The following is a 19,555-nucleotide window of genomic DNA, read 5'->3' as shown; positions in this document are numbered from 1 at the left end:
TTAAACGGGTTTAATCTCCCAACCTGGTTCATAAGTTCTGGACCATAATTTCATAGCATCACGATCGTATATTGTTCCTGTTTGATCGTCTACTTCAAACGATTTTCCTATTCTAGATGAAATATTTGCATAGTGCGTTAGCATTTGGCTAACAACGCCTTGTTCAATAGGAGAGGTTAAAGGCTCTTTTTCTTTAATTGCTTGAAAAAAGTTTACTGAATGCCTTGTTGAAAGATTTCCTCCACCGCCTAGAGCTAAGCCATCTTCACTACCGCCTTTTTTGTCTCTAATTAAATTACCTTTTAAATCAAATAATTTATAGCCTTCTCTGTCTATAAAAACCGATCCTTTAGATCCATAAATTATAGTGCCTCTACCAGCTCCATATTTATCGTATCCATTTCTACTTTGGCCATCCCACTGAATAATTTTATTATTAGAAAATTTAAATGTAGCTTCCATAGTGTCATACATTTCCCAGCCGTCATTCTTATATTGAAATTTTCCTGAATACACATCTACATGTTCTGGATAATCTACACCCAGTGCCCAACGTGCTATGTCTAATTCGTGTGTAGCATTATTTCCTGTTTCTGCAGTTCCAAAATCCCATCCGTACCAGTGCCAATTATAATCCCAAGTATCATGCATATAATCTTTTCGGGGCGATGGACCTTGAAAAAGGTCCCAGTCCAAACCTTCAGGAGGATTTGCTTTTTTAGGAATTGGAACTTCACCTCTAGAATTTGTGTAAAATGCAATTGCTTTATATGCATCTCCAATAACACCATCATGGATATCCTTAATAATAGATGCTGATTCTATTGATGATCGTTGTTGGTTCCCCATTTGTATAAGCTTACCATATTTTTTTTGATATGCAATTAGTAATTCTCCTTCTCTTGGATTATGGCTACATGGTTTTTCTAAATATACATGTTTGTTAGCTTGCATAGCCATACATGCTCCTGGAGCATGCCAATGGTCTGGTGTAGCCATAAATATGGCATCTATTTTTTTGTCATCTAAAATAACTCTAATATCATTTTCTAATTTTGGCTTGTAATTAATTGACTTAGAGATGGTCTTAGCTGCTTTTTCGCGCTGACTTTTCATAACATCGCATAAATACACGAGTTCCACATTGTTAGTTTTATCTGAGATAGCTTCTATGTAAGCACCCCATCGTCTGCCTAATCCTTGAATAGCAACTTGAATTCTATCATTAGATCCAATAATTCTTGAATAACTTATCGCAGAAGCACTTGTTAAACCTCCAGTTAATGTTACACCAACGGCACCGGCTGTTGCTTTTTTTATAAAATCTCTTCTATTTGAACTCATGTTAAAATTATTTTTTAATTAAATTCTCTAATTTTTATACTTCTGTAATGAACGGTATTTCCATGGTCTTGAAGTAAAATATGGCCGCTAGCCCATTGACCAAAGTCAGACCATTTTTTGTATTTACTGTATGCTACGAGTGCTATAAACATTTGTGAATGCCTATTGTATTCTATTACTTTTTCATTATTTAACCAATGTTCAACTTTAGACCCTTTAACAACTATTCTTGCTTTATTCCAACTATTAATACCTTTAAATTGTTTGCTTCTTCCATGTACTGAAAGATTTTCTGCCGCTATTAAATCATATAAAGATCCTACGGTTCTGTTGCCGTTAACGCCAGCTTTAGCGTCTGGATGATTTTCATCGTCTAAGATTTGAAACTCACAACCAATAGCAGAGCCTGGGCCTTTGTTTAATTCAGAATCAACAAAGTATTTAATGCCACTATTAGCACCTTCTGTAATTTTAAACTCTAATTCTAACTCAAAACTGCTGAAAGTATTTATAGTAATAATGTCTCCAGGACCAGTAGATTCTCCTCCGTCAGTTGCTAAAATTGTTAATTCTCCATCTTTTATTTCCCATCCAGAATTTGGAAATTGGTCTATTTTTGCACCTTTCCATCCTTTATTAGTTTTGCCATCCCAAAGTAAACGCCAACCTTTATTTATTTCGTTTTTAGTTAATGAGTTTTTTAGATAACTAATTTCTCTTACTTCTGGATCTGAAGGCCAAAGTTCTTCATCTAAGTTATTGGTTTTAATTCTAATATTTTTCCATCTAATTTCTTTACCAGCGTCTTCATTTTTAGAGCCAATACTGTGTACTTGTAAAGCAATAAACCCTGTAGCAGTTTCACTATCAATTAAATTTGCACACTGTATTCCATTAATCCAAGTTCTAATGTGGTTTCCAATTGCTTCTATTCTGCATCTATTCCAAACGCCGTTTTTAAAAGCTTTACGTGCTTTTTGGTTTATAGATAAAGGGTACATCCAACCTCGTCTAGCTTCATCATAAATACCTCCGCTAAAAGCACGGTCACTAGGATCTAACTCAAATTGATATCCATGAACTCTACCATTATTGTAATCTTTAAGACTATTTGATCGAAACTGAACACCCGAGTTAAGAGTTGGGTCTAATAAAACATCAAATTCTAAAATAAAATTGTCATATTTTGTTTCAGAGCATAAAAAACTATTTGGTGTGTTAGTTTCTGAAATTCCAATAATTTCACCATTTTCTACTTTGTATTGAGCATTTCCATTTAATTGCTTCCAACCTTTTAAATCTTTACCATTAAAAATTGAACTCCATTCGTTTTGTTTTGTTTGCGCATTTACTTGAAAAATTGTTAGGTTTATTAATAGTAAAATAATGATAAAAAACAGTCTTGCTGATAGTTGTTTCATTTAGTTAGTTTTTAGGTTTTAAAATAAGTTAAAATAAAACTCTAAAATCAAATGTATTAAAAAATATCATGTAAAAAAAAATATACGCAATCGATTGCGCTTTAGGTATTTTATAAACAATTAATTTAAGTATTAAGAATATGATATTTCTACTGCTTCAAGGCTTTTTAATGATTCTTTTAGGTAAATATTGAGTATTTTAGCTATAGGTTATAATACAATATTCTAGCATATGAATTCTACAATAACAGAAATCCCAAAGCAATATAAAATTACTTCACTTTTACATCAAAAAAGCTATTTAGTTTCAGGTGAATTAAAAACTTGGAACGGAGATACAAGTGAAGTGTACTCAACAATTTCTTCAACCGATGATTACAAACCAACATTATTAGGAACAGTTCCTGATTTAGGTGAAACAGAAGCAATGGATGCTCTAAACTCTGCTTTAAGCGCTTATGGTAAAGGTCAAGGCTTATGGCCTACAATGAAAGTTGTAGATAGAATAGCTTGTATGGAAAAGTTTGTTGAGCAAATGAAAACCAAGAGAGAAGAAGTTGTAAAACTTTTAATGTGGGAAATAGGTAAAAATCTTCCAGATTCTGAAAAGGAATTCGATAGAACGGTTGATTACATTTACGATACTATTGAAGATTATAAACAAATAGATAGAGATTCTGCAAAGTTTGAGAAACATGATGGTGTTTACGCACATATTCGAAGAGGTCCTCTAGGAACCGTACTGTGTTTAGGGCCATACAATTACCCCCTGAATGAAACTTTTACGCTCTTAATTCCTGCATTAATCATGGGGAATACAGTGGTTTTTAAACCTGCAAAACTAGGTGTGTTACTTATTTCACCTTTACTAGAAGCTTTTCAAAGCAGTTTTCCTAAAGGTGTGGTAAATGTTATTTATGGTCGTGGTCGTGTTTTAGCTACACCAATAATGAAATCGGGTAAAGTTGATGTATTAGCATTAATTGGTAATAGTAAATCTGCAAATGCGTTACAATCGGTTCATCCAAAAGGAAATAGATTGCGTATGGTTTTAGGGTTAGAAGCTAAAAATCCAGCCATTGTTTTACCAGATGCCGATTTAGACTTGGCTGTAAACGAATGTATAGCTGGAACATTGTCTTTTAATGGGCAACGTTGTACGGCGCTAAAAGTATTATATGTTCATGAATCTATTGTAGATGAGTTTAATAAACGTTTTTCTGCTAAAGTAGATGCGCTTAAATTTGGTAACCCATGGGAAGAAGGTGTAAAATTAACTCCGCTTCCAGAAGTAGATAAACCGGCTTATATTCAAGAATTAATTGATGATGCTAAAGAAAAGGGAGCAACTATATTAAATGAAAAAGGTGGGGAAACTACCGAGAATTTTATTTTTCCAGCGGTTTTATATCCTGTAAATAAAAATATGCGAGTTTATAAAGAAGAACAATTTGGTCCTGTTGTGCCAGTTATATCTTTTAAAAATATTGAAGAGCCCTTAGATGATTTGGCAGAATCAAATTACGGACAACAAGTAAGTTTATTTGGAAAAGATGTAAACACATTGGCGCCATTAATTGATACTTTAGTAAATTTGGTGTGTAGAGTAAACCTAAATAGTTCTTGTCAAAGAGGTCCAGATGTTTACCCTTTTACAGGAAGAAAAGATTCTGCATTTAGTACTTTAAGTGTTCATGATGCTTTACGTTCGTTTTCAATACGTACTTTTGTAGCTTCAAAAGATAATGCTTATAATAAGTCTATATTGTATGAACTTTTAGATAAAAAAGCATCTAACTTTATAAGTACAGATTATATATTATAAAACTAAATTAAAAATTAAGCATGAAAATTATAAGAATTCAATTATTGTCTATTTTACTAGCTTCATTAATGTTTAACTGTGGAGGAAAAGAAGAAAAGAAAAAAGAAGGTTTCTCTTATGAAAAAACAAGTTCTTCAGAATCTTCAAGTTCTAAAGATGTTGATGAGAATGTCACTAATGTTGTAATAACAGCTAACGATGTTATGAAATTTAACACTAATGAAATTAAAGTTAAGGCAGGTAAAAAAGTAAAACTTACTTTAAGACATGTTGGAAAGCTCGATATTAATATTATGGGTCATAATGTAGTTATTCTTAAAAAAGGAGTTGATATTTCTCAGTTTTCAGCTAAAGCAGCAACGGAAAGAGATAATAAATATATACCAAAAGATTCTCAAGATATTATTGCGTATACAGATTTAATTGGTGGTGGTCAAGTTACTTCAATTGAGTTTGATGCACCAGAAGCTGGAACATATGATTTTTTATGTAGTTTTCCTGGGCATTCTGGTATGATGCGAGGTAAATTTATTGTTGAGTAATCTTTTTACCTTAAAAAATAAAAAGCCATTTTTAGAGTTATCTAAAAATGGCTTTTTTTATTAGTATAGTGAGTAAAAGTTAGTTTAGTCTAATTTCCAGCCTTCTCTGTATTCGCGTTTAACAAATTGATTAGCTGGTTCAAAATTTGTTATTTTCATATTTGTTCCGTCCCAAAGTAGTTTTTTACGTCCAGGATATTCAAATCGTTCACCTGCTTTCTCTCTTAAATTGTAACTTCTAATAGCGAGATTACCCATTAAAATAGATTCTGTTAGAGGGCCAGCAAAATCAAATGAAGATGTAAGTGATTTGTGTTCTTCACTTCCAAATCCTGCTTTGCAAGCTTCAACCCATTTTGCATGATGTCCGTTTTCAGGTAAATTGCTTTCTTCAGAATTGTCATTTTCAGATAAAATAATTTCACCAGAGTTAAGATATACTTTAGGATTTCTGCCATAGGTTCCACAAGTCATTATGCCCTTTTCACCAATCATAATAACGCCATTCGCACTATTCTCATCACCTATAGGGTGGTCTGCAGGAATAAGTTCTGGATGGAATGGTCGTAAACCACCATCTGTCCAGTTAAGTTTTACTTGTGAAGGATTTTTTTCTGAAGCTTCAAATTTTAATTGAGTTCTAGATGAAGGCGGGCAAGATTCAGGATAATAATCAGGCGTCCAATCTTGAGTGAAGATGGCTCCTACACTACTTTCTACTTCAGTAGGATATCCTAAACCTAAAACTCTATATGGCGGATCCATTAAATGGCAACCCATATCACCTAAGGCTCCAGTTCCAAAATTCCACCAGCCTCTCCATTTAAATGGGTGATATAAAGGATGATAATCAACCCATTCCGCAGGTCCTACCCAACTATCCCAATCTAAATTATCAAGTAATGCTGGTTTATCAGTAGGTGTTTTTATGCCTTGTGGCCATACAGGTCTGTTAGTCCAAACATCTACTTGGTTTACATTTCCAATTATTCCAGAGTCAAACCAATCTATCATTGTTTGTACACCTTTTCCTGAGGCGCCTTGGTTTCCCATTTGGGTTACTATTTTGTATTTGTTAGCCGCTTCAGTAAGTACTCTAGCCTCATAGATATTATGAGTTAAAGGTTTTTGTACATAAACATCTTTATTCAATTGCATTGCTGCTAGTGTAATAACAGCATGTGTATGATCTGGTGTTGATACAGTAACTGCATCAATATCGTTCATGTTATCTAATAACTTTCTGTAATCTTTAAATTGTTTTGCTTTAGGAAATTTTTTAAAAGCATCTGCTGCTCTATTCCAATCTACATCACAAATAGCAGCAATATTCGATGCTCCATTATTCCAAACATTAACCATATCTGAATATCCTTTTCCACCGGCTCCAACAACTGCAATGTTTAATTTATCACTTGGTGCGATAAAACCTTTACCCATAACATGTCTTGGGATAATTGAAATTCCTAAAGTAGTTAAGGCTGTTTTTTTAATAAATGAACGCCTGCTGGTAGATGAGTTTTTATTCATTTGTGAAAGGGTTTTAGGTTGATTAAAAGTTATAATTCCAGAATTTCAATATTTTTAAACTCTATAGGGTGGCTCTCACTTTGTAGTGATATATAACCACTCGTTAATGGCTGTCCGTCTTTAGCTTGAATTTCTTTTGCTGTGGTATCTAAAAATTCGCCACCTATTGTGGGATTTGAATAAGAAATAACAGGTTTTCCATTAATGAAATGAGTTATAGAATCGTTATTAACTACAACTTCTGCAGTTATCCATTCTTCTCCGTAATAAGTTTCGCTATTAGCGCTTATGCAGTGCTCTGTATTTAATTCACCATTAATTACAACATGGGTTGCAGGTGTACATAAATTTCCTGTAGATCTAGGTTCGTCTTTATTAACGCCTCCTAAAAGTTGAGCTTCTAAAGATAAAGGAAACCCTTGTTTTACAAGCATGCTTTCTGGAGATTGACAATGCAACATAATGCCACTATTTTTTTTAGCCCAATCTTCTCCGCCTTTAACTTGATTACCTACAAACCTGTATTGTAGTCTAAATTTATAATTTGAAAAAGGTGTTTTATAAAAGATATGACCAAATTCATCAGTGAAATTTTCATAGTCATCATAGGATACTTTTAAAACACCATCTTCAGCTCTAAAGGTATTGTTGTAATTATTATTCAACTCGTAACCATTAATTTTTACCAACCAGCCATCTAAATTTTTTCCATTAAATAATGATTTCCAATTTTCAGTGGTTTCAGTAGTAACTATATCTTTCTCGGTGGTTTCTTTAGGTTTTTCTTTACAGCTAAAACATAAAGCTAAAACAACTATGGTTATTATTGTTGAATTATATTTCATTTTATAAAGAATAAGATTTTCCGCCAGTTAATTCTTGTAAATCACCACAATAATATTGAGACGGAACAGGGTCGTATACCAATACATTTTCTCCAATATGCTCTCTTGTAATATAGGTGTTAATAGTCATCCATTTTAAACTATTTAAAAATTCTGATGATGTTGGGTCTTCTGATTCTGGATTAGATTGTCTTTCTTCATCAACTTCACCTTTAACAAGCATATGGTTATCAAGTAATGCCATATAATCTTCTTGAGTGACTTTATTGATGTTGTCTCCTGTATTTGGTTTTAGTATAGAAATGATTTTATTAAAACCAGATTTTACTTTTTCCTGTTCTTTATTTAGCATAACTTTATTGATATAATTATCAATAAATTGAGGAACATTAATTTCGGACGCCGATGGTAAGTCTTCTGTTTTTGGTAAAATAATATCAACTAAATTATTTAAAACAACGCCTTGTTCTGTTGTTAAAAAGTCTGGTGTCCAGGTTTTAACGTCGCTTGTACAACTTTGCAATAAACTAACAATAGATGGTGTTGCAACAAAAAAACCTGTAGCTAACCCCATATTTCTTAAAGCTTCTCTTCTTTTCATTTTAAATAGTAGTATTAAGCGTTATTTTTCTTTAATTGTTCTGCTGCATGATTAGCAGCTCTGGCAGTAAAAGCCATATAAGTTAAGGATGGATTTTGACAACCAGCAGAAGTCATAAAAGAACCATCGGTAACATATACATTTTTACATGTATGAATCTGGTTATACTCATTTAAAACAGAAGTTTTTGGGTCTCTACCCATTCTTGCAGTTCCCATTTCATGTATACCTAATCCCATAGCTCTTCCTTGAGCATTATCATAACCTTCTACATCTTTATATCCAGCAGCCTTTAACATTTGTACAGCTTGTTCTTTCATGTCTTTACGCATGGCGAGTTCGTTTTCACCAAAATCGGCATCAAACGTTACGGTAGGTAATCCCCATTCGTCAAGTTTATCATAATCTAAGTACATTCTGTTTTTATGATCAGGAAGCGTTTCTCCAAAAGCAGTAAGACCAATATTCCATTCGCCAGGTTTTAAAATAGCTTCTTTTAATTTTGGACCATATTTTAATTCTGCTACAGATTCAGATAAGCTACCTCTTGAAGCTCTACCTTGATATCCGTAACCTCTTTTAAAATCTTTTGCATCTGTTTTGCCGCCTAAGTTTCTAAATCTAGGGATATATAAGCCATTTGCTCTTCTTCCTTTTTCAATCTTATCTTCATATCCATCAACTTTTGCTCTTGCTCCAACATGAAAATGGTGGTCCATAATATTATGTCCTAATTCACCGCTATCATTTCCTAATCCGTTAGGGAAACGTTCAGATTTTGATTGTAATAAAATGGCAGCCGATGCAACTGTTGAAGCACATAAGAAAATAACCTTGGCTTTGTAAACAATAGTTTCTTTAGTTTCTGCATCAATAACTTTAACACCCGTAGCTTTTTTAGTTTTATCATCATAAATAACTTCGTGTACAATTGAGTTTGGTCTTAAAGTCATATTACCTGTAGCTTCTGCAGTTGGTAATGTTGATGAGTTACTACTAAAATAAGCGCCAAAAGGACATCCTCGCATACATCTATTTCTATATTGACATGTGCTTCTACCTAAACCTGGTTTTGTGCCTTCTGTTATATGCGCAGTTCTTCCTATGGTTAAAAGTCTACCATCATCAAAATTTTCAGCAATTTTTGCTTTTAAATCTTCCTCAACGCAATTAAGATTCATTGGTTTTAATAGCTTCTGGTCTGGAAGCTGTTTTAAGCCTAAGTTTTCACCACTTACTCCAATAAATTCTTCAACCTTGTCATACCATGGAGCAATATCTTTGTAGCGAACAGGCCAATCTACTGCTATACCTTCTTTTTTGTTAGCTTCAAAATCAATATCACTCAATCTATAACTTTGTCTACCCCACATTAATGAGCGCCCACCAACGTGATAACCTCTAATCCAATCAAAACGTCTGTCTTCATTATAAGGGTGTTTTATATCGTCTACAAAAAAATGTTTACGAGATTCTTGAGTTACAAATCCGGTTCTATTTTGTTTGTACATGCGTTCTTTAGTTTCTCTACTAGGATCTTCTCCGTTAGGAAAATCCCATGGATCCATATTAGCTGTAGGGTAATCTTCAACATGTTTTACCATTCTACCTCGTTCAAGAACTAAGGTTTTTAAACCGTTTTCACAAAGTTCTTTTGCAGCCCAACCACCCGAAATACCAGTTCCAACAACTATGGCATCGTATTGTTCTTCAGAAACTCTAAAATTAATATTGCTCATTTATGTTTAAAATTTTATTAATTTAATAATTTTTGGTGTATATAATTATAGATTTCTTGCCAAATTAAGTAATTTGCATATTAATAATGTTTAATTTTTTTCAGTGAAGATAAATGTACAAAAGAATAACACCCTTTGAAGCAGATGGAATTGTTTATCAAGCAGACACTTGCTTGCCTTTAATTGATGCTGTAAAAAGAAAAAAACTGAAATTTAAAGCACTTGCTAGATATACATATCCAGGAGATCGTTTAACAGATGATACAATTGGTTTGAATAGTGTTGGGTATTGGGATGCAAATGAGCCGCAAGATTGGGGTTTAGATTGGCATAGAAATGAAGGTATTGAAATTCATTTTTTAGAATCAGGAACTATGCCTTACGCGCAACAGAATGATGAAATGGAGCTCTTGCCTAACTACCTAACCATAACTAGACCATGGGAAGCGCATAAAGTAGGTAACCCTTCTATTGGTATGGGGAAGTTTTATTGGGTTATTTTAGACTTAGATGTTAGAAGACCACACCAGAATTGGGTTTGGCCAGATTGGATTATGCTTGCACCCGCAGATTTGGAAAAACTTACCATAATATTAAGGCATAATGAGAAAATTTTATGGAAAGCCGATAAGCGAATACGAGACTGTTTTCAAAGAATAGGTAAAGCTGTTGATACAGATGTTAATGGCAATAACTCTTCTAGAATAAGGCTTTTAATTAATTATTTGTTAATACTACTTTTAGATTTGTTAGTAGAGGATGAGGTAGAACTAAATGAACAACTTACAGATAGTTCTAGAAGTGTCAAGTTGTTTTTAAATGAATTGGATAATAATTTATCTGAAGCATGGACTATTGAAGACATGGCAAAATCGGCAGGCGTTGGTTTAACAAGGTTTACATATCATTGTAAACAGTTAACAAATTTAACTCCAATGCGATATTTAATGATGAAACGCCTCAAAATGTCTAAAGATATTTTGGCTGGAGATGAGAAAATAAGTATTGCAGAAGTGGCCTTTACTTGTGGTTTTTCAACTAGTCAATATTTTTCAACTGTTTTTAAAAAACATGAGAAATGTACACCAATAGAGTATAGGCAAAAACACACTTTATTGGTTTAAAAAGACGTATTTAATCTTGTTTAAATTCTTTCACTGAATAATTATAAACAATATTGATTATTCAATTCTTTAAATTTCAAATTAAATTATCAAACTAACTAAAATTATAATTAGATGAAACCAATTATTAATTCACAAAAAATAATGTTTGCCTTTTTATCATTATCGCTCATTTTTTTTGTGGCCTGTGGAAATAGTAAAAAAGAAAAAACTGAAGAGAAACAAGTTGTTGTTGAAGGCCAAAAAGCACCATTTTTTAAACTATCAATAGCACAATGGTCTTTGCATAAATTTGTAAGAGAAGAAAATGGAAGTCCGTTTTTATTTGCCTCACAAGCTAAAGAAATGGGTTTTGAGGGTGTGGAATATGTAAACCAGTTGTATAATGATGAAATCGAAAAATTAGGATTTGATACTGTAATAGATTCTTTAAAAAAGGTTAGTGATTCTCAAGGCATTAGAAACGTACTTATTATGATAGATCATGAAGGTGATTTAGCAGATCCAGACGAGGAAAAAAGAAATCTTGCTGTAGAAAATCATAAAAAATGGGTTGATGCAGCACAAAAATTAGGTTGCCACTCTATTAGAGTAAATACATTTGGTACGAACGATCCTGAAGTATGGAAAGAATCTGTTGTTGATGGATTGAGAAAATTATCAGAATATGCTGCAACCAAAAACATTAATGTTTTATGTGAGAATCACGGTTGGTTATCATCTGATGCTGATGCTTTAATGCAGGCTATTGCAGATGTTAATATGGATAACTGTGGAACATTGCCAGATTTTGGAAACTGGTGTGTTAAGCGTAAAGACGGAGAGCAATGGGGCGAATGTGAAGAAGAGTATCCAGATAAATATAAAGGTATTGAAATGATGCTTGCCAAGGCAGATGCTGTTAGCGCAAAGTCTTATGATTTTGATGAAAACGGAAATGAAACTACACTAGATTATACAAGAATTTTAAAATTAGTTAAAGACGCAGGGTATACTGGGTATATTGGTGTAGAATATGAAGGGGATAAGTTGTCAGAAAAAGAAGGAATACTAGCTACAAAAGCACTTTTGTTAAAAGCAGAAAAGGAATTGAAATAATTATAACCAACCAACTAACTATGAAAAAATCAACTCAATTTCAATTGTCTTTTATGATGTTTCTGGAATTCTTCATTTGGGGAGGATGGTTTGTTACTTTAGGTTCCTTTTTAGGAAACAACTTAAGTGCTACAGGAGCAGAAACTGGAATGGCATATTCTACACAATCTTGGGGAGCTATTATAGCACCTTTTATTATTGGTTTAATTGCAGATAGGTTTTTTAATGCTGAAAAAATTCTGGGAATCTTACATTTAATAGGTGCATTTTTAATGTATCAAATGTCTCAATCTACCGAATTTGGAGCGTTTTACCCATATGTATTAGGTTACATGATTGCTTATATGCCAACATTAGCTTTAGTAAATTCGGTATCATTCAATCAAATGAATGACCCCGCAAAACAATTTCCATTGGTACGTGTTTGGGGAACAATTGGTTGGATTGTAGCTGGTTTATTAATTAGTTTTGCATTTAAATGGGATTCTATTGAAAACATAGGTCAAGGTATGTTATCTAACACCTTTACAATGGTTGCAATAGCTTCTGCTATATTGGGTGTTTTTAGTTTTACATTGCCAAAAACACCTCCAAAAGTTTCAAAAGATGAAAAAGTAACTATTAGTGATATTTTAGGTTTGGATGCTTTAAAGCTTTTAAAAGACAGAAACTTTTTAGTGTTTTTTGTATCCTCAGTTTTAATATGCATCCCACTTGCTTTTTACTACCAAAACATAAGTCCGTTTTTAACAGAATATAAAGTTGAAAATTCTACGGCATGGGCGTCTTTAGGCCAGATTTCCGAAGTAGGTTTTATGCTGTTATTACCATTCTTTTTTAAGAAATATGGTTTCAAAAAAACTATCATATTTGGTATGTTAGCATGGGCAATTCGCTATGCATTGTTCGCTTTTGGTAATGCAGGAGATTTATTTTTTATGCTGGTAATAGGAATTGCATTACATGGTATTTGTTATGATTTCTTCTTTGTTTCAGGACAAATTTATACCGATTCTAAAGCAGGTGATAAAGTAAAAAGTGCAGCACAAGGCTTAATTACATTAGCAACTTATGGTGTTGGTATGTTAGTTGGTTTCTGGGTGGCAGGACAAATAGTAGATAAAAATGTATTGGCAGATGGCGCTCATAGTTGGTTAGATATATGGGAGTTTCCAGCATTATTTGCTTTAGGTGTACTTGTGTTTTTTGCCATAGTATTTAAAAACGAAAAAGTAGAATATAAAGACGCATAATTATAAATGAGTAATAAAATTAGATTAGGAATTTTAGGAGGTGGAGGTGATTCGCTTATTGGGGTGTTGCATCGAATAGCTTCGTCAATGTACGATAAATACCAAATTGTAGGTGGTGTTTTTAATCCTGTTTGGGAAGAAAATATAGGCTTTGCAGAAAAAATAGATTTACCAACAAACAGAATTTATAAAGATTTTGACACACTGGTTGAAGAAGAATTAAAGTTGCCTGTTGAAGAAAGGATGCAAATCATATCGGTGCTTACGCCAAATTTTCTTCATTTTCCAATGGCAAAAAAACTATTGGAAAACGGGTTTAATGTTATTTGTGAAAAACCTATGACAACCACTTACGAAGAAGCTAAAATTTTACATGCTACTTTAAAAAAATCTAAAACCATTTTTGCAATTACCTACACCTACACAGGTTATCCTATGGTGCGTCAAATGCGAGAAATGATTTTAAATGGTGAGTTGGGGAATATTCAAAGAATAGATGCGCAATATTACCAAGGTTGGATAAATCCTATTATTCATAATAAAGAAGAAAGAAAAAATACATGGAGACTCGATCCTGAAAAAGGCGGTATTAGTTGCTGTATTGGTGATATTGGAACACATGCTTTTGATATGCTCGAATATGTTTCAGGATTAAGAATAGAATCGATTTTGGCAGACTTAAATTATCTGTATTCTGATAATAACATGGATGTAGATGGAACTGTTTTACTACGTTGTAGTAACAAAGCTAAAGGTGTTATTTGCACAAGCCAGATTGCATCTGGTGAAGAAAATAGTTTTATAGTAAAAGTTTACGGTGATAAAGCAGGTTTAAAATGGGAGCAGGAAAATCCTAATTTTCTTTATATGGTTGAAGATGGTAAACCGCTTCGAGTTTTAAAACCAGGACATTCTTATAATTCCGAATTGTGTTTAGATGGCTCAAAACTTCCTCCTGGGCATCCAGAAGGTATTTTTGATTCTATGGGCAATATTTATAATGGAATAGCCAAGGCTATAAATAATGAACCTTACAATCATGGTGAATTCCCAACCATTATTGATGGAGTAAGGGGTATGAATTTTATTGAAAAAGTAGTAGAATCTCACCAAAAAGGAAATGTTTGGGTAAATATTGAAAATGTAGAATAATGCAAACTATAAAAGGACCAGCTATATTTTTAGCACAGTTTATGGATGAAAAGGAGCCATTTAATTCACTTGATGGATTATGCAAATGGGCTTCAGATTTAGGGTATAAAGGCGTTCAAATTCCAACATTAGATAAATCTATTATCGATTTAGATATTGCAGCAGAAAGTCAAACGTATTGTGATGATTTTAAAGAAAAAATAAACAGTTATGGTCTTGAAATCACAGAGCTTTCAACACACATTCAAGGGCAATTGGTAGCGGTACATCCTGCACATGATATTATGTTTGATGTATTTGCACCAAAAGAATTGCAAGGGAAACCAAAAGAACGTACTGCTTGGGCAATAGATCAAATGCATAAAGCAGCAAAAACCAGTAATAGGCTTGGTTTAAAAGCACACGCCACATTTTCAGGGTCGTTACTTTGGCCTGCTGTTCATCCATGGCCTCAACAACCAAAAGGCTTAATAGAGCTAGGTTTTAAAGAATTGGCAGATCGTTGGAAACCTATTTTAAACACATTTGAAGATAATGGAGTAGCTGTTTGTTATGAAGTGCATCCGGTTGAAGATATTCACGATGGTGATACTTTCGAGCGTTTTCTGGAAGCTACAGGAAACCATAAAGCAGTAAATATTCTTTATGATCCTTCACATTTTGTATTACAGCAATTAGACTATATAAAATATATAGACCATTATCATGAGTTCATAAAAGCCTTTCATGTAAAAGATTCAGAATTCAATCCAACAGGAAAAAAAGGAACGTTTGGTGGTTATAACGATTGGAAAGATAGAGCAGGTCGTTACCGTTCACCAGGAGATGGACAAGTTGATTTCAAAAAAGTTTTCTCAAAATTAACTGAATATGGTTGCGATGTTTGGGCAGTGTTAGAATGGGAATGTGTTATTAAAAGTCCAGAGCAAGGTGCCAAAGAAGGCGTAAATTTTATTCAAAAGCATATCATAGAAGTTACAAATAAACGCTTTGATGATTTTGCAGGTGGGGAATCTGATGAAAATCAACTAAAACAAATATTAGGATTATAAACCAATTAATTATTTAAAATGAAGAAATTAATTTTACTGGTAGTTTTTACTGCAGCATTTATAGCTTGTAAAGACAAAACAAAACAATCAGCAGAAACCGAAGTTGAAGCACAAGCTGAGGTTAAATCTCATGATGATTGGGTGTATCTTTTTGATGGGACCTCATATGATAAATGGCGAGGCTATTTAACAGATGAAATGTATCCGGAATGGACTATTGAAGATGGAGCAATGGTGTTTACGCCAAGTGAAGAAGGCGGAAAAAATATTATAACAAAAGATACTTTTACCAATTTTGAATTATCATTAGAATGGAAAATTTCTGAAGGTGGTAATAGTGGCATTTTTTGGAGTGTTTATGAAGATCCAGAATTAAATGAAGCGTATCAATCGGGGCCAGAAATTCAGGTATTAGATAATGAACGCCATCCTGATGCTTTTGCGAACCCTAAATTTCACCAAGCAGGAGCTTTATATGATTTGGTTCAGCCAGAACATGATGTTTGCAAACCAGCGGGAGAGTGGAATTTATGTGTTGTTAAAATTAATCACAAAACAAATCAAGGCTCAATAACCTTGAACGGAACAAAAATTGTAAGTTTTCCTGTTCATGGTAAAGAGTGGGATGCTATGGTTGAAAACTCTAAATTTAAAGGATGGAAAGATTTTGGCAAACACCATACAGGGCATATAGGTTTACAAGACCATGGAGATAAAGTGTGGTTTAAAGATATCAAGATTAGAGCTTTATAAAACTTTTTTATTTTAGTAAGTAAAGACAAAATGGAGTTCATAAAATTGAACTCCATTTTTTATATAACAAATAGTTTGATTAAAAAGCGCAATATTTTTAACAAACATCATGTTTTTGTTAAATATTTATAATTTTTTAAAAAAACTATTAAGGTTTTATTAGTTGTATTAAATAAAATTATAGTTTTACCATATGAAAAATTTAAAAAATAAAATACGTTGTACTATACCCGGTTTGCCCGTGCGCAGTCGCCGCCGCTTCTAATACTCCAAATTAGCCAAACTTTAGTATCGTAATTTTAATTTTTTCAAATTGTCCAGAATTTTTATCATAGTATTTCAAAATAAAGTTAATTCAAAAATTAACAATCATTCTATGCGCCGTATTTTTCCTCGTCGCCCGTAAGGGTGTATATCTGTTTATTGAACTAGGTGAGTCCAGTTCAGCTATCAAAAAAAAACATAATTATTATTCAACACAAATTAGGAAATGAAGGTTTTAATAGCCGATAAATCACATATTAAATACGCAGAAATCATTTGCGAAACCATTGCAGAATCTGCAGCTGTTCGAGGTACAGGTATTGCTAGACGTACTCCAGAATATATTTCAACAAAAATGGAAAACGGTAATGCTGTTATCGCTTTAGATGGAGATAAGTTTGCTGGGTTTTGCTATATAGAAAAATGGGGACATGGTAAGTTTGTTGCCAATTCAGGTTTAATTGTACATCCGGATTATCGCGGAGAAGGACTTGCTAAACAAATTAAACATAAAATTTTTGAACATTCCAGAAACAAGTTTCCGGATGCCAAAATTTTTAGTATCACTACAGGTTTAGCTGTAATGAAAATGAATAGCGATTTAGGTTATAAACCAGTTACTTTTTCTGAATTAACCGATGATCAAACATTTTGGGATGGCTGTCAAACTTGTAAAAATTATGATGTTTTAACGCGAACCAATCGAAAAATGTGTTTGTGTACAGGAATGTTATACGATCCTGCAAAAGAGAATAAAAAAATACATAATCACGATTACGATAAAAAGGTTTGGACTAGATTGAAAAATATTAAGCAAACCATGTTTCTTAAAAAAGACAAAAAACAATAAAATGAAAAAATTAGTAATAGCTTATAGTGGCGGATTAGATACATCATATTGTGCTGTAAGCTTATCAAAAGAATATGAAGTACATGCTGTAAGTGTAAATACAGGTGGTTTTACCAAAGGTGAAATTGAAAAAATTGAAGCCAATGCATATAAAATGGGTGTTACTACCTATAAGAATATTGATGCAGTAGCAACATTTTACCAAAAAGTTGTGAAGTATCTAATTTTTGGTAATGTTTTAAAAAATAACACTTATCCATTATCTGTAAGTGCAGAGCGTATTATTCAAGCTATTGAAATTGTTGAATACGCTAAAAGTATTGATGCAGAATATATTGCTCACGGAAGTACTGGTGCAGGAAACGATCAAGTGCGTTTCGATATGATTTTTCAAACTTTAGCACCCAATATTAAAATCATCACACCAATAAGAGATGAAAAATTAACCAGACAAGAAGAGATCGATTATCTTAAAAAAAATGGTATCGATATGTCTTGGGAAAAAGCGAAATACTCTGTTAATAAAGGGCTTTGGGGAACTAGTGTTGGAGGAGCAGAAACCTTAACTTCAGAAAAGCCATTGCCTGATAGTGCTTATCCATCGCAATTAAAACATGCTGAAGAAGAGAAAGTAAAATTAACTTTTAATAAAGGTGAATTAGTTGCAGTTAATGGTGTTGAAAATGACCCTGAAATCAATATTGAAACCTTAAACAATTTAGCGTCTGCTTATGCTATTGGTAGAGATATTCATGTAGGCGATACTATTGTAGGTATTAAAGGGCGTGTTGGTTTTGAGGCAGCGGCAGCGTTAATTACTATAAAAGCTCACCATTTATTAGACAAGCATACGCTAACAAAATGGCAATTACAACATAAAGAATATATAGCAAGCTTTTATGGTATGCATTTACATGAAGGTCAGTATTTAGACCCAGTAATGAGAGATATGGAAGCCTTTTTGCAAAGTAGTCAAGGCAAAGTTTCTGGAGATGTAACGGTTACTCTTAAACCTTATCATTTTTCTTTAGATGGAATTTCTTCTAAACACGATTTAATGAATGCCAAGTTTGGAAGTTACGGTGAAGAAAATAAAGGGTGGACAGCCGACGAGGCTAAAGGATTTATTAAAATCCTTGGTAATCAAAACAAAATTTATCAACAAGTAAATTCAGAGTCATGATACAAGTAGGAATCATTGGAGGTGCTGGCTATACTGCAGGCGAATTAATTAGACTATTAATTAATCACCCTAAAACAAAGATAAATTTTGTTTATAGCACATCTAATGCAGGCAATAAAATTAGTAAAGTACATCAGGATTTAGTTGGAAGTTTAGATTTGGAGTTTACAGATACTGTAAACCCAGATATTGATGTTTTGTTTTTGTGTTTAGGTCATGGGAATTCAGTGAAGTTTTTATCTGCAAATACATTTTCAGCAAACACAAAAATTATTGACTTAGGAAATGATTTTAGACTTGAAAAAGACAAAACTTTTAAAGGAAAAACATTTGTTTACGGTCTACCTGAATTACAAAAAGAAGACATTGAAAAAGCGAATTATATTGCAAATCCAGGCTGTTTTGCAACAGCAATTCAATTGGCTTTATTACCATTGGCAGAAAAAGGTCTTTTAAATAATGATGTACATATTAATGCTGTAACCGGTGCAACAGGTGCAGGAACGTCACTTTCTGCAACAACGCATTATACCTGGAGAGATAACAATTTTTCGTATTACAAACCTTTTACACATCAGCATTTAGGAGAAATTAATCAATCGGTTAAGCAATTACAAGATGGTTTTTCTTCAGATATTAATTTTATGCCTAATCGAGGAAATTTTTCAAGAGGCATTTTTGCAACGCTTTACACCGTTTTTGAAGGCGACATTGAAGAAGCTAAAACCATATTCAAAGAATTTTATAAAGACGCCAAATTCACTTTTGTTTCAGATGAAGAATTGCATTTAAAACAAGTAGTGAACACGAATAAGTGTTTAATTCATTTGCATAAGCATAACAACAAATTATTGGTGACCAGTATTATCGATAATTTATTAAAAGGCGCATCAGGTCAAGCTATTCAAAACATGAATTTAATGTTTGGATTAAATGAAACTGAAGGATTGAATTTAAAAGCAACTTATTTTTAAAAAAC

Annotated in this window: 17 protein-coding genes; 11 read left to right on the top strand and 6 right to left on the bottom strand. The window is 32.9% G+C overall.

Features of this window, described 5'->3' with window-relative positions; translation table 11 throughout:
• Together MBM09_RS15650 and MBM09_RS15645 are read right to left on the bottom strand one after the other, a co-directional pair.
• Entirely contained in the window at positions 1-1,344 is a 1,344-nt protein-coding gene (locus tag MBM09_RS15650; protein ID WP_238674656.1) for a Gfo/Idh/MocA family protein, read from the bottom strand.
• A gap of 14 nt (positions 1,345-1,358) precedes the next feature.
• Positions 1,359-2,765, bottom strand: a complete 1,407-nt coding sequence (locus tag MBM09_RS15645) for a DUF1080 domain-containing protein (protein ID WP_238674655.1) — start codon at positions 2,763-2,765, stop codon at positions 1,359-1,361.
• Between the two features lie 232 nt (positions 2,766-2,997).
• Here MBM09_RS15645 and MBM09_RS15640 point away from each other — a divergent pair, with 232 nt between their 5' ends.
• The gene (locus MBM09_RS15640) at positions 2,998-4,590 is read left to right on the top strand and encodes an NADP-dependent glyceraldehyde-3-phosphate dehydrogenase (RefSeq protein WP_238674653.1); all 1,593 of its coding nucleotides are present in this window, start codon (positions 2,998-3,000) and stop codon (positions 4,588-4,590) included.
• Positions 4,591-4,610: 20 nt separating this feature from the next.
• Positions 4,611-5,132 (top strand): azurin, encoded by a 522-nt coding sequence (gene azu / locus MBM09_RS15635; RefSeq protein ID WP_238674652.1) that lies wholly within the window; start codon positions 4,611-4,613, stop codon positions 5,130-5,132.
• Positions 5,133-5,216: 84 nt separating this feature from the next.
• Here azu and MBM09_RS15630 read toward each other — a convergent pair whose 3' ends face one another.
• Genes MBM09_RS15630 through MBM09_RS15615 form a run of 4 tightly spaced genes read right to left on the bottom strand, consistent with a single transcriptional unit; the run spans position 5,217 to position 9,847 of the window.
• Positions 5,217-6,662 carry a Gfo/Idh/MocA family protein gene (locus MBM09_RS15630; protein WP_238674651.1) on the bottom strand — a complete coding sequence of 482 codons (1,446 nt, stop codon included), beginning with the start codon at positions 6,660-6,662 and terminating at the stop codon, positions 5,217-5,219.
• Between the two features lie 29 nt (positions 6,663-6,691).
• On the bottom strand, positions 6,692-7,507 hold the full coding sequence (locus MBM09_RS15625; RefSeq protein ID WP_238674649.1) for a DUF1080 domain-containing protein: 816 nt from the start codon (positions 7,505-7,507) through the stop codon (positions 6,692-6,694).
• 1 nt (position 7,508) lies between these two features.
• A complete protein-coding gene (locus tag MBM09_RS15620) occupies positions 7,509-8,108 on the bottom strand; it encodes a gluconate 2-dehydrogenase subunit 3 family protein (protein ID WP_238674648.1) in 600 nt (199 codons plus the stop codon).
• A gap of 14 nt (positions 8,109-8,122) precedes the next feature.
• Complete coding sequence (locus MBM09_RS15615) at positions 8,123-9,847, bottom strand: GMC oxidoreductase (protein ID WP_238674646.1); 1,725 nt, start codon at positions 9,845-9,847, stop codon at positions 8,123-8,125.
• A 113-nt stretch (positions 9,848-9,960) separates the two neighbouring features.
• Here MBM09_RS15615 and MBM09_RS15610 point away from each other — a divergent pair, with 113 nt between their 5' ends.
• From MBM09_RS15610 to argC, 9 genes are all read left to right on the top strand, one after another.
• Entirely contained in the window at positions 9,961-10,971 is a 1,011-nt protein-coding gene (locus MBM09_RS15610; RefSeq protein WP_238674644.1) for a helix-turn-helix transcriptional regulator, read from the top strand.
• A gap of 114 nt (positions 10,972-11,085) precedes the next feature.
• On the top strand, positions 11,086-12,069 hold the full coding sequence (locus MBM09_RS15605) for a sugar phosphate isomerase/epimerase (RefSeq protein ID WP_238674642.1): 984 nt from the start codon (positions 11,086-11,088) through the stop codon (positions 12,067-12,069).
• Between the two features lie 20 nt (positions 12,070-12,089).
• Complete coding sequence (locus MBM09_RS15600) at positions 12,090-13,322, top strand: nucleoside permease (protein WP_238674641.1); 1,233 nt, start codon at positions 12,090-12,092, stop codon at positions 13,320-13,322.
• Positions 13,323-13,328: 6 nt separating this feature from the next.
• Complete coding sequence (locus tag MBM09_RS15595; protein WP_238674640.1) at positions 13,329-14,474, top strand: Gfo/Idh/MocA family protein; 1,146 nt, start codon at positions 13,329-13,331, stop codon at positions 14,472-14,474.
• Positions 14,474-15,526: a sugar phosphate isomerase/epimerase gene (locus MBM09_RS15590; protein ID WP_238674639.1), complete on the top strand. Its 1,053-nt coding sequence runs from the start codon at positions 14,474-14,476 to the stop codon at positions 15,524-15,526. The genes MBM09_RS15595 and MBM09_RS15590 overlap by 1 nt, the downstream gene beginning before the upstream one ends.
• A gap of 18 nt (positions 15,527-15,544) precedes the next feature.
• Positions 15,545-16,279, top strand: a complete 735-nt coding sequence (locus tag MBM09_RS15585) for a DUF1080 domain-containing protein (RefSeq protein ID WP_238674638.1) — start codon at positions 15,545-15,547, stop codon at positions 16,277-16,279.
• A 490-nt stretch (positions 16,280-16,769) separates the two neighbouring features.
• Positions 16,770-17,393, top strand: coding sequence for a GNAT family N-acetyltransferase (locus MBM09_RS15580; protein WP_238674637.1), 624 nt, complete (start codon positions 16,770-16,772; stop codon positions 17,391-17,393).
• A 1-nt stretch (position 17,394) separates the two neighbouring features.
• Complete coding sequence (locus tag MBM09_RS15575; RefSeq protein WP_238674636.1) at positions 17,395-18,576, top strand: argininosuccinate synthase; 1,182 nt, start codon at positions 17,395-17,397, stop codon at positions 18,574-18,576.
• Positions 18,573-19,550: an N-acetyl-gamma-glutamyl-phosphate reductase gene (gene argC / locus MBM09_RS15570; RefSeq protein WP_238674635.1), complete on the top strand. Its 978-nt coding sequence runs from the start codon at positions 18,573-18,575 to the stop codon at positions 19,548-19,550. Before MBM09_RS15575 ends, argC begins: the two co-directional genes overlap by 4 nt.
• Positions 19,551-19,555 lie beyond the last annotated feature (5 nt).

Origin of the sequence: Flaviramulus sp. BrNp1-15 (genome assembly GCF_022259695.1) — a bacterium.
Classification (GTDB): Bacteria; Bacteroidota; Bacteroidia; order Flavobacteriales; family Flavobacteriaceae; genus BrNp1-15.
Note: the sequence above shows the minus strand (reverse complement) of the source record. Positions and strands in the feature narration are given on the sequence as shown.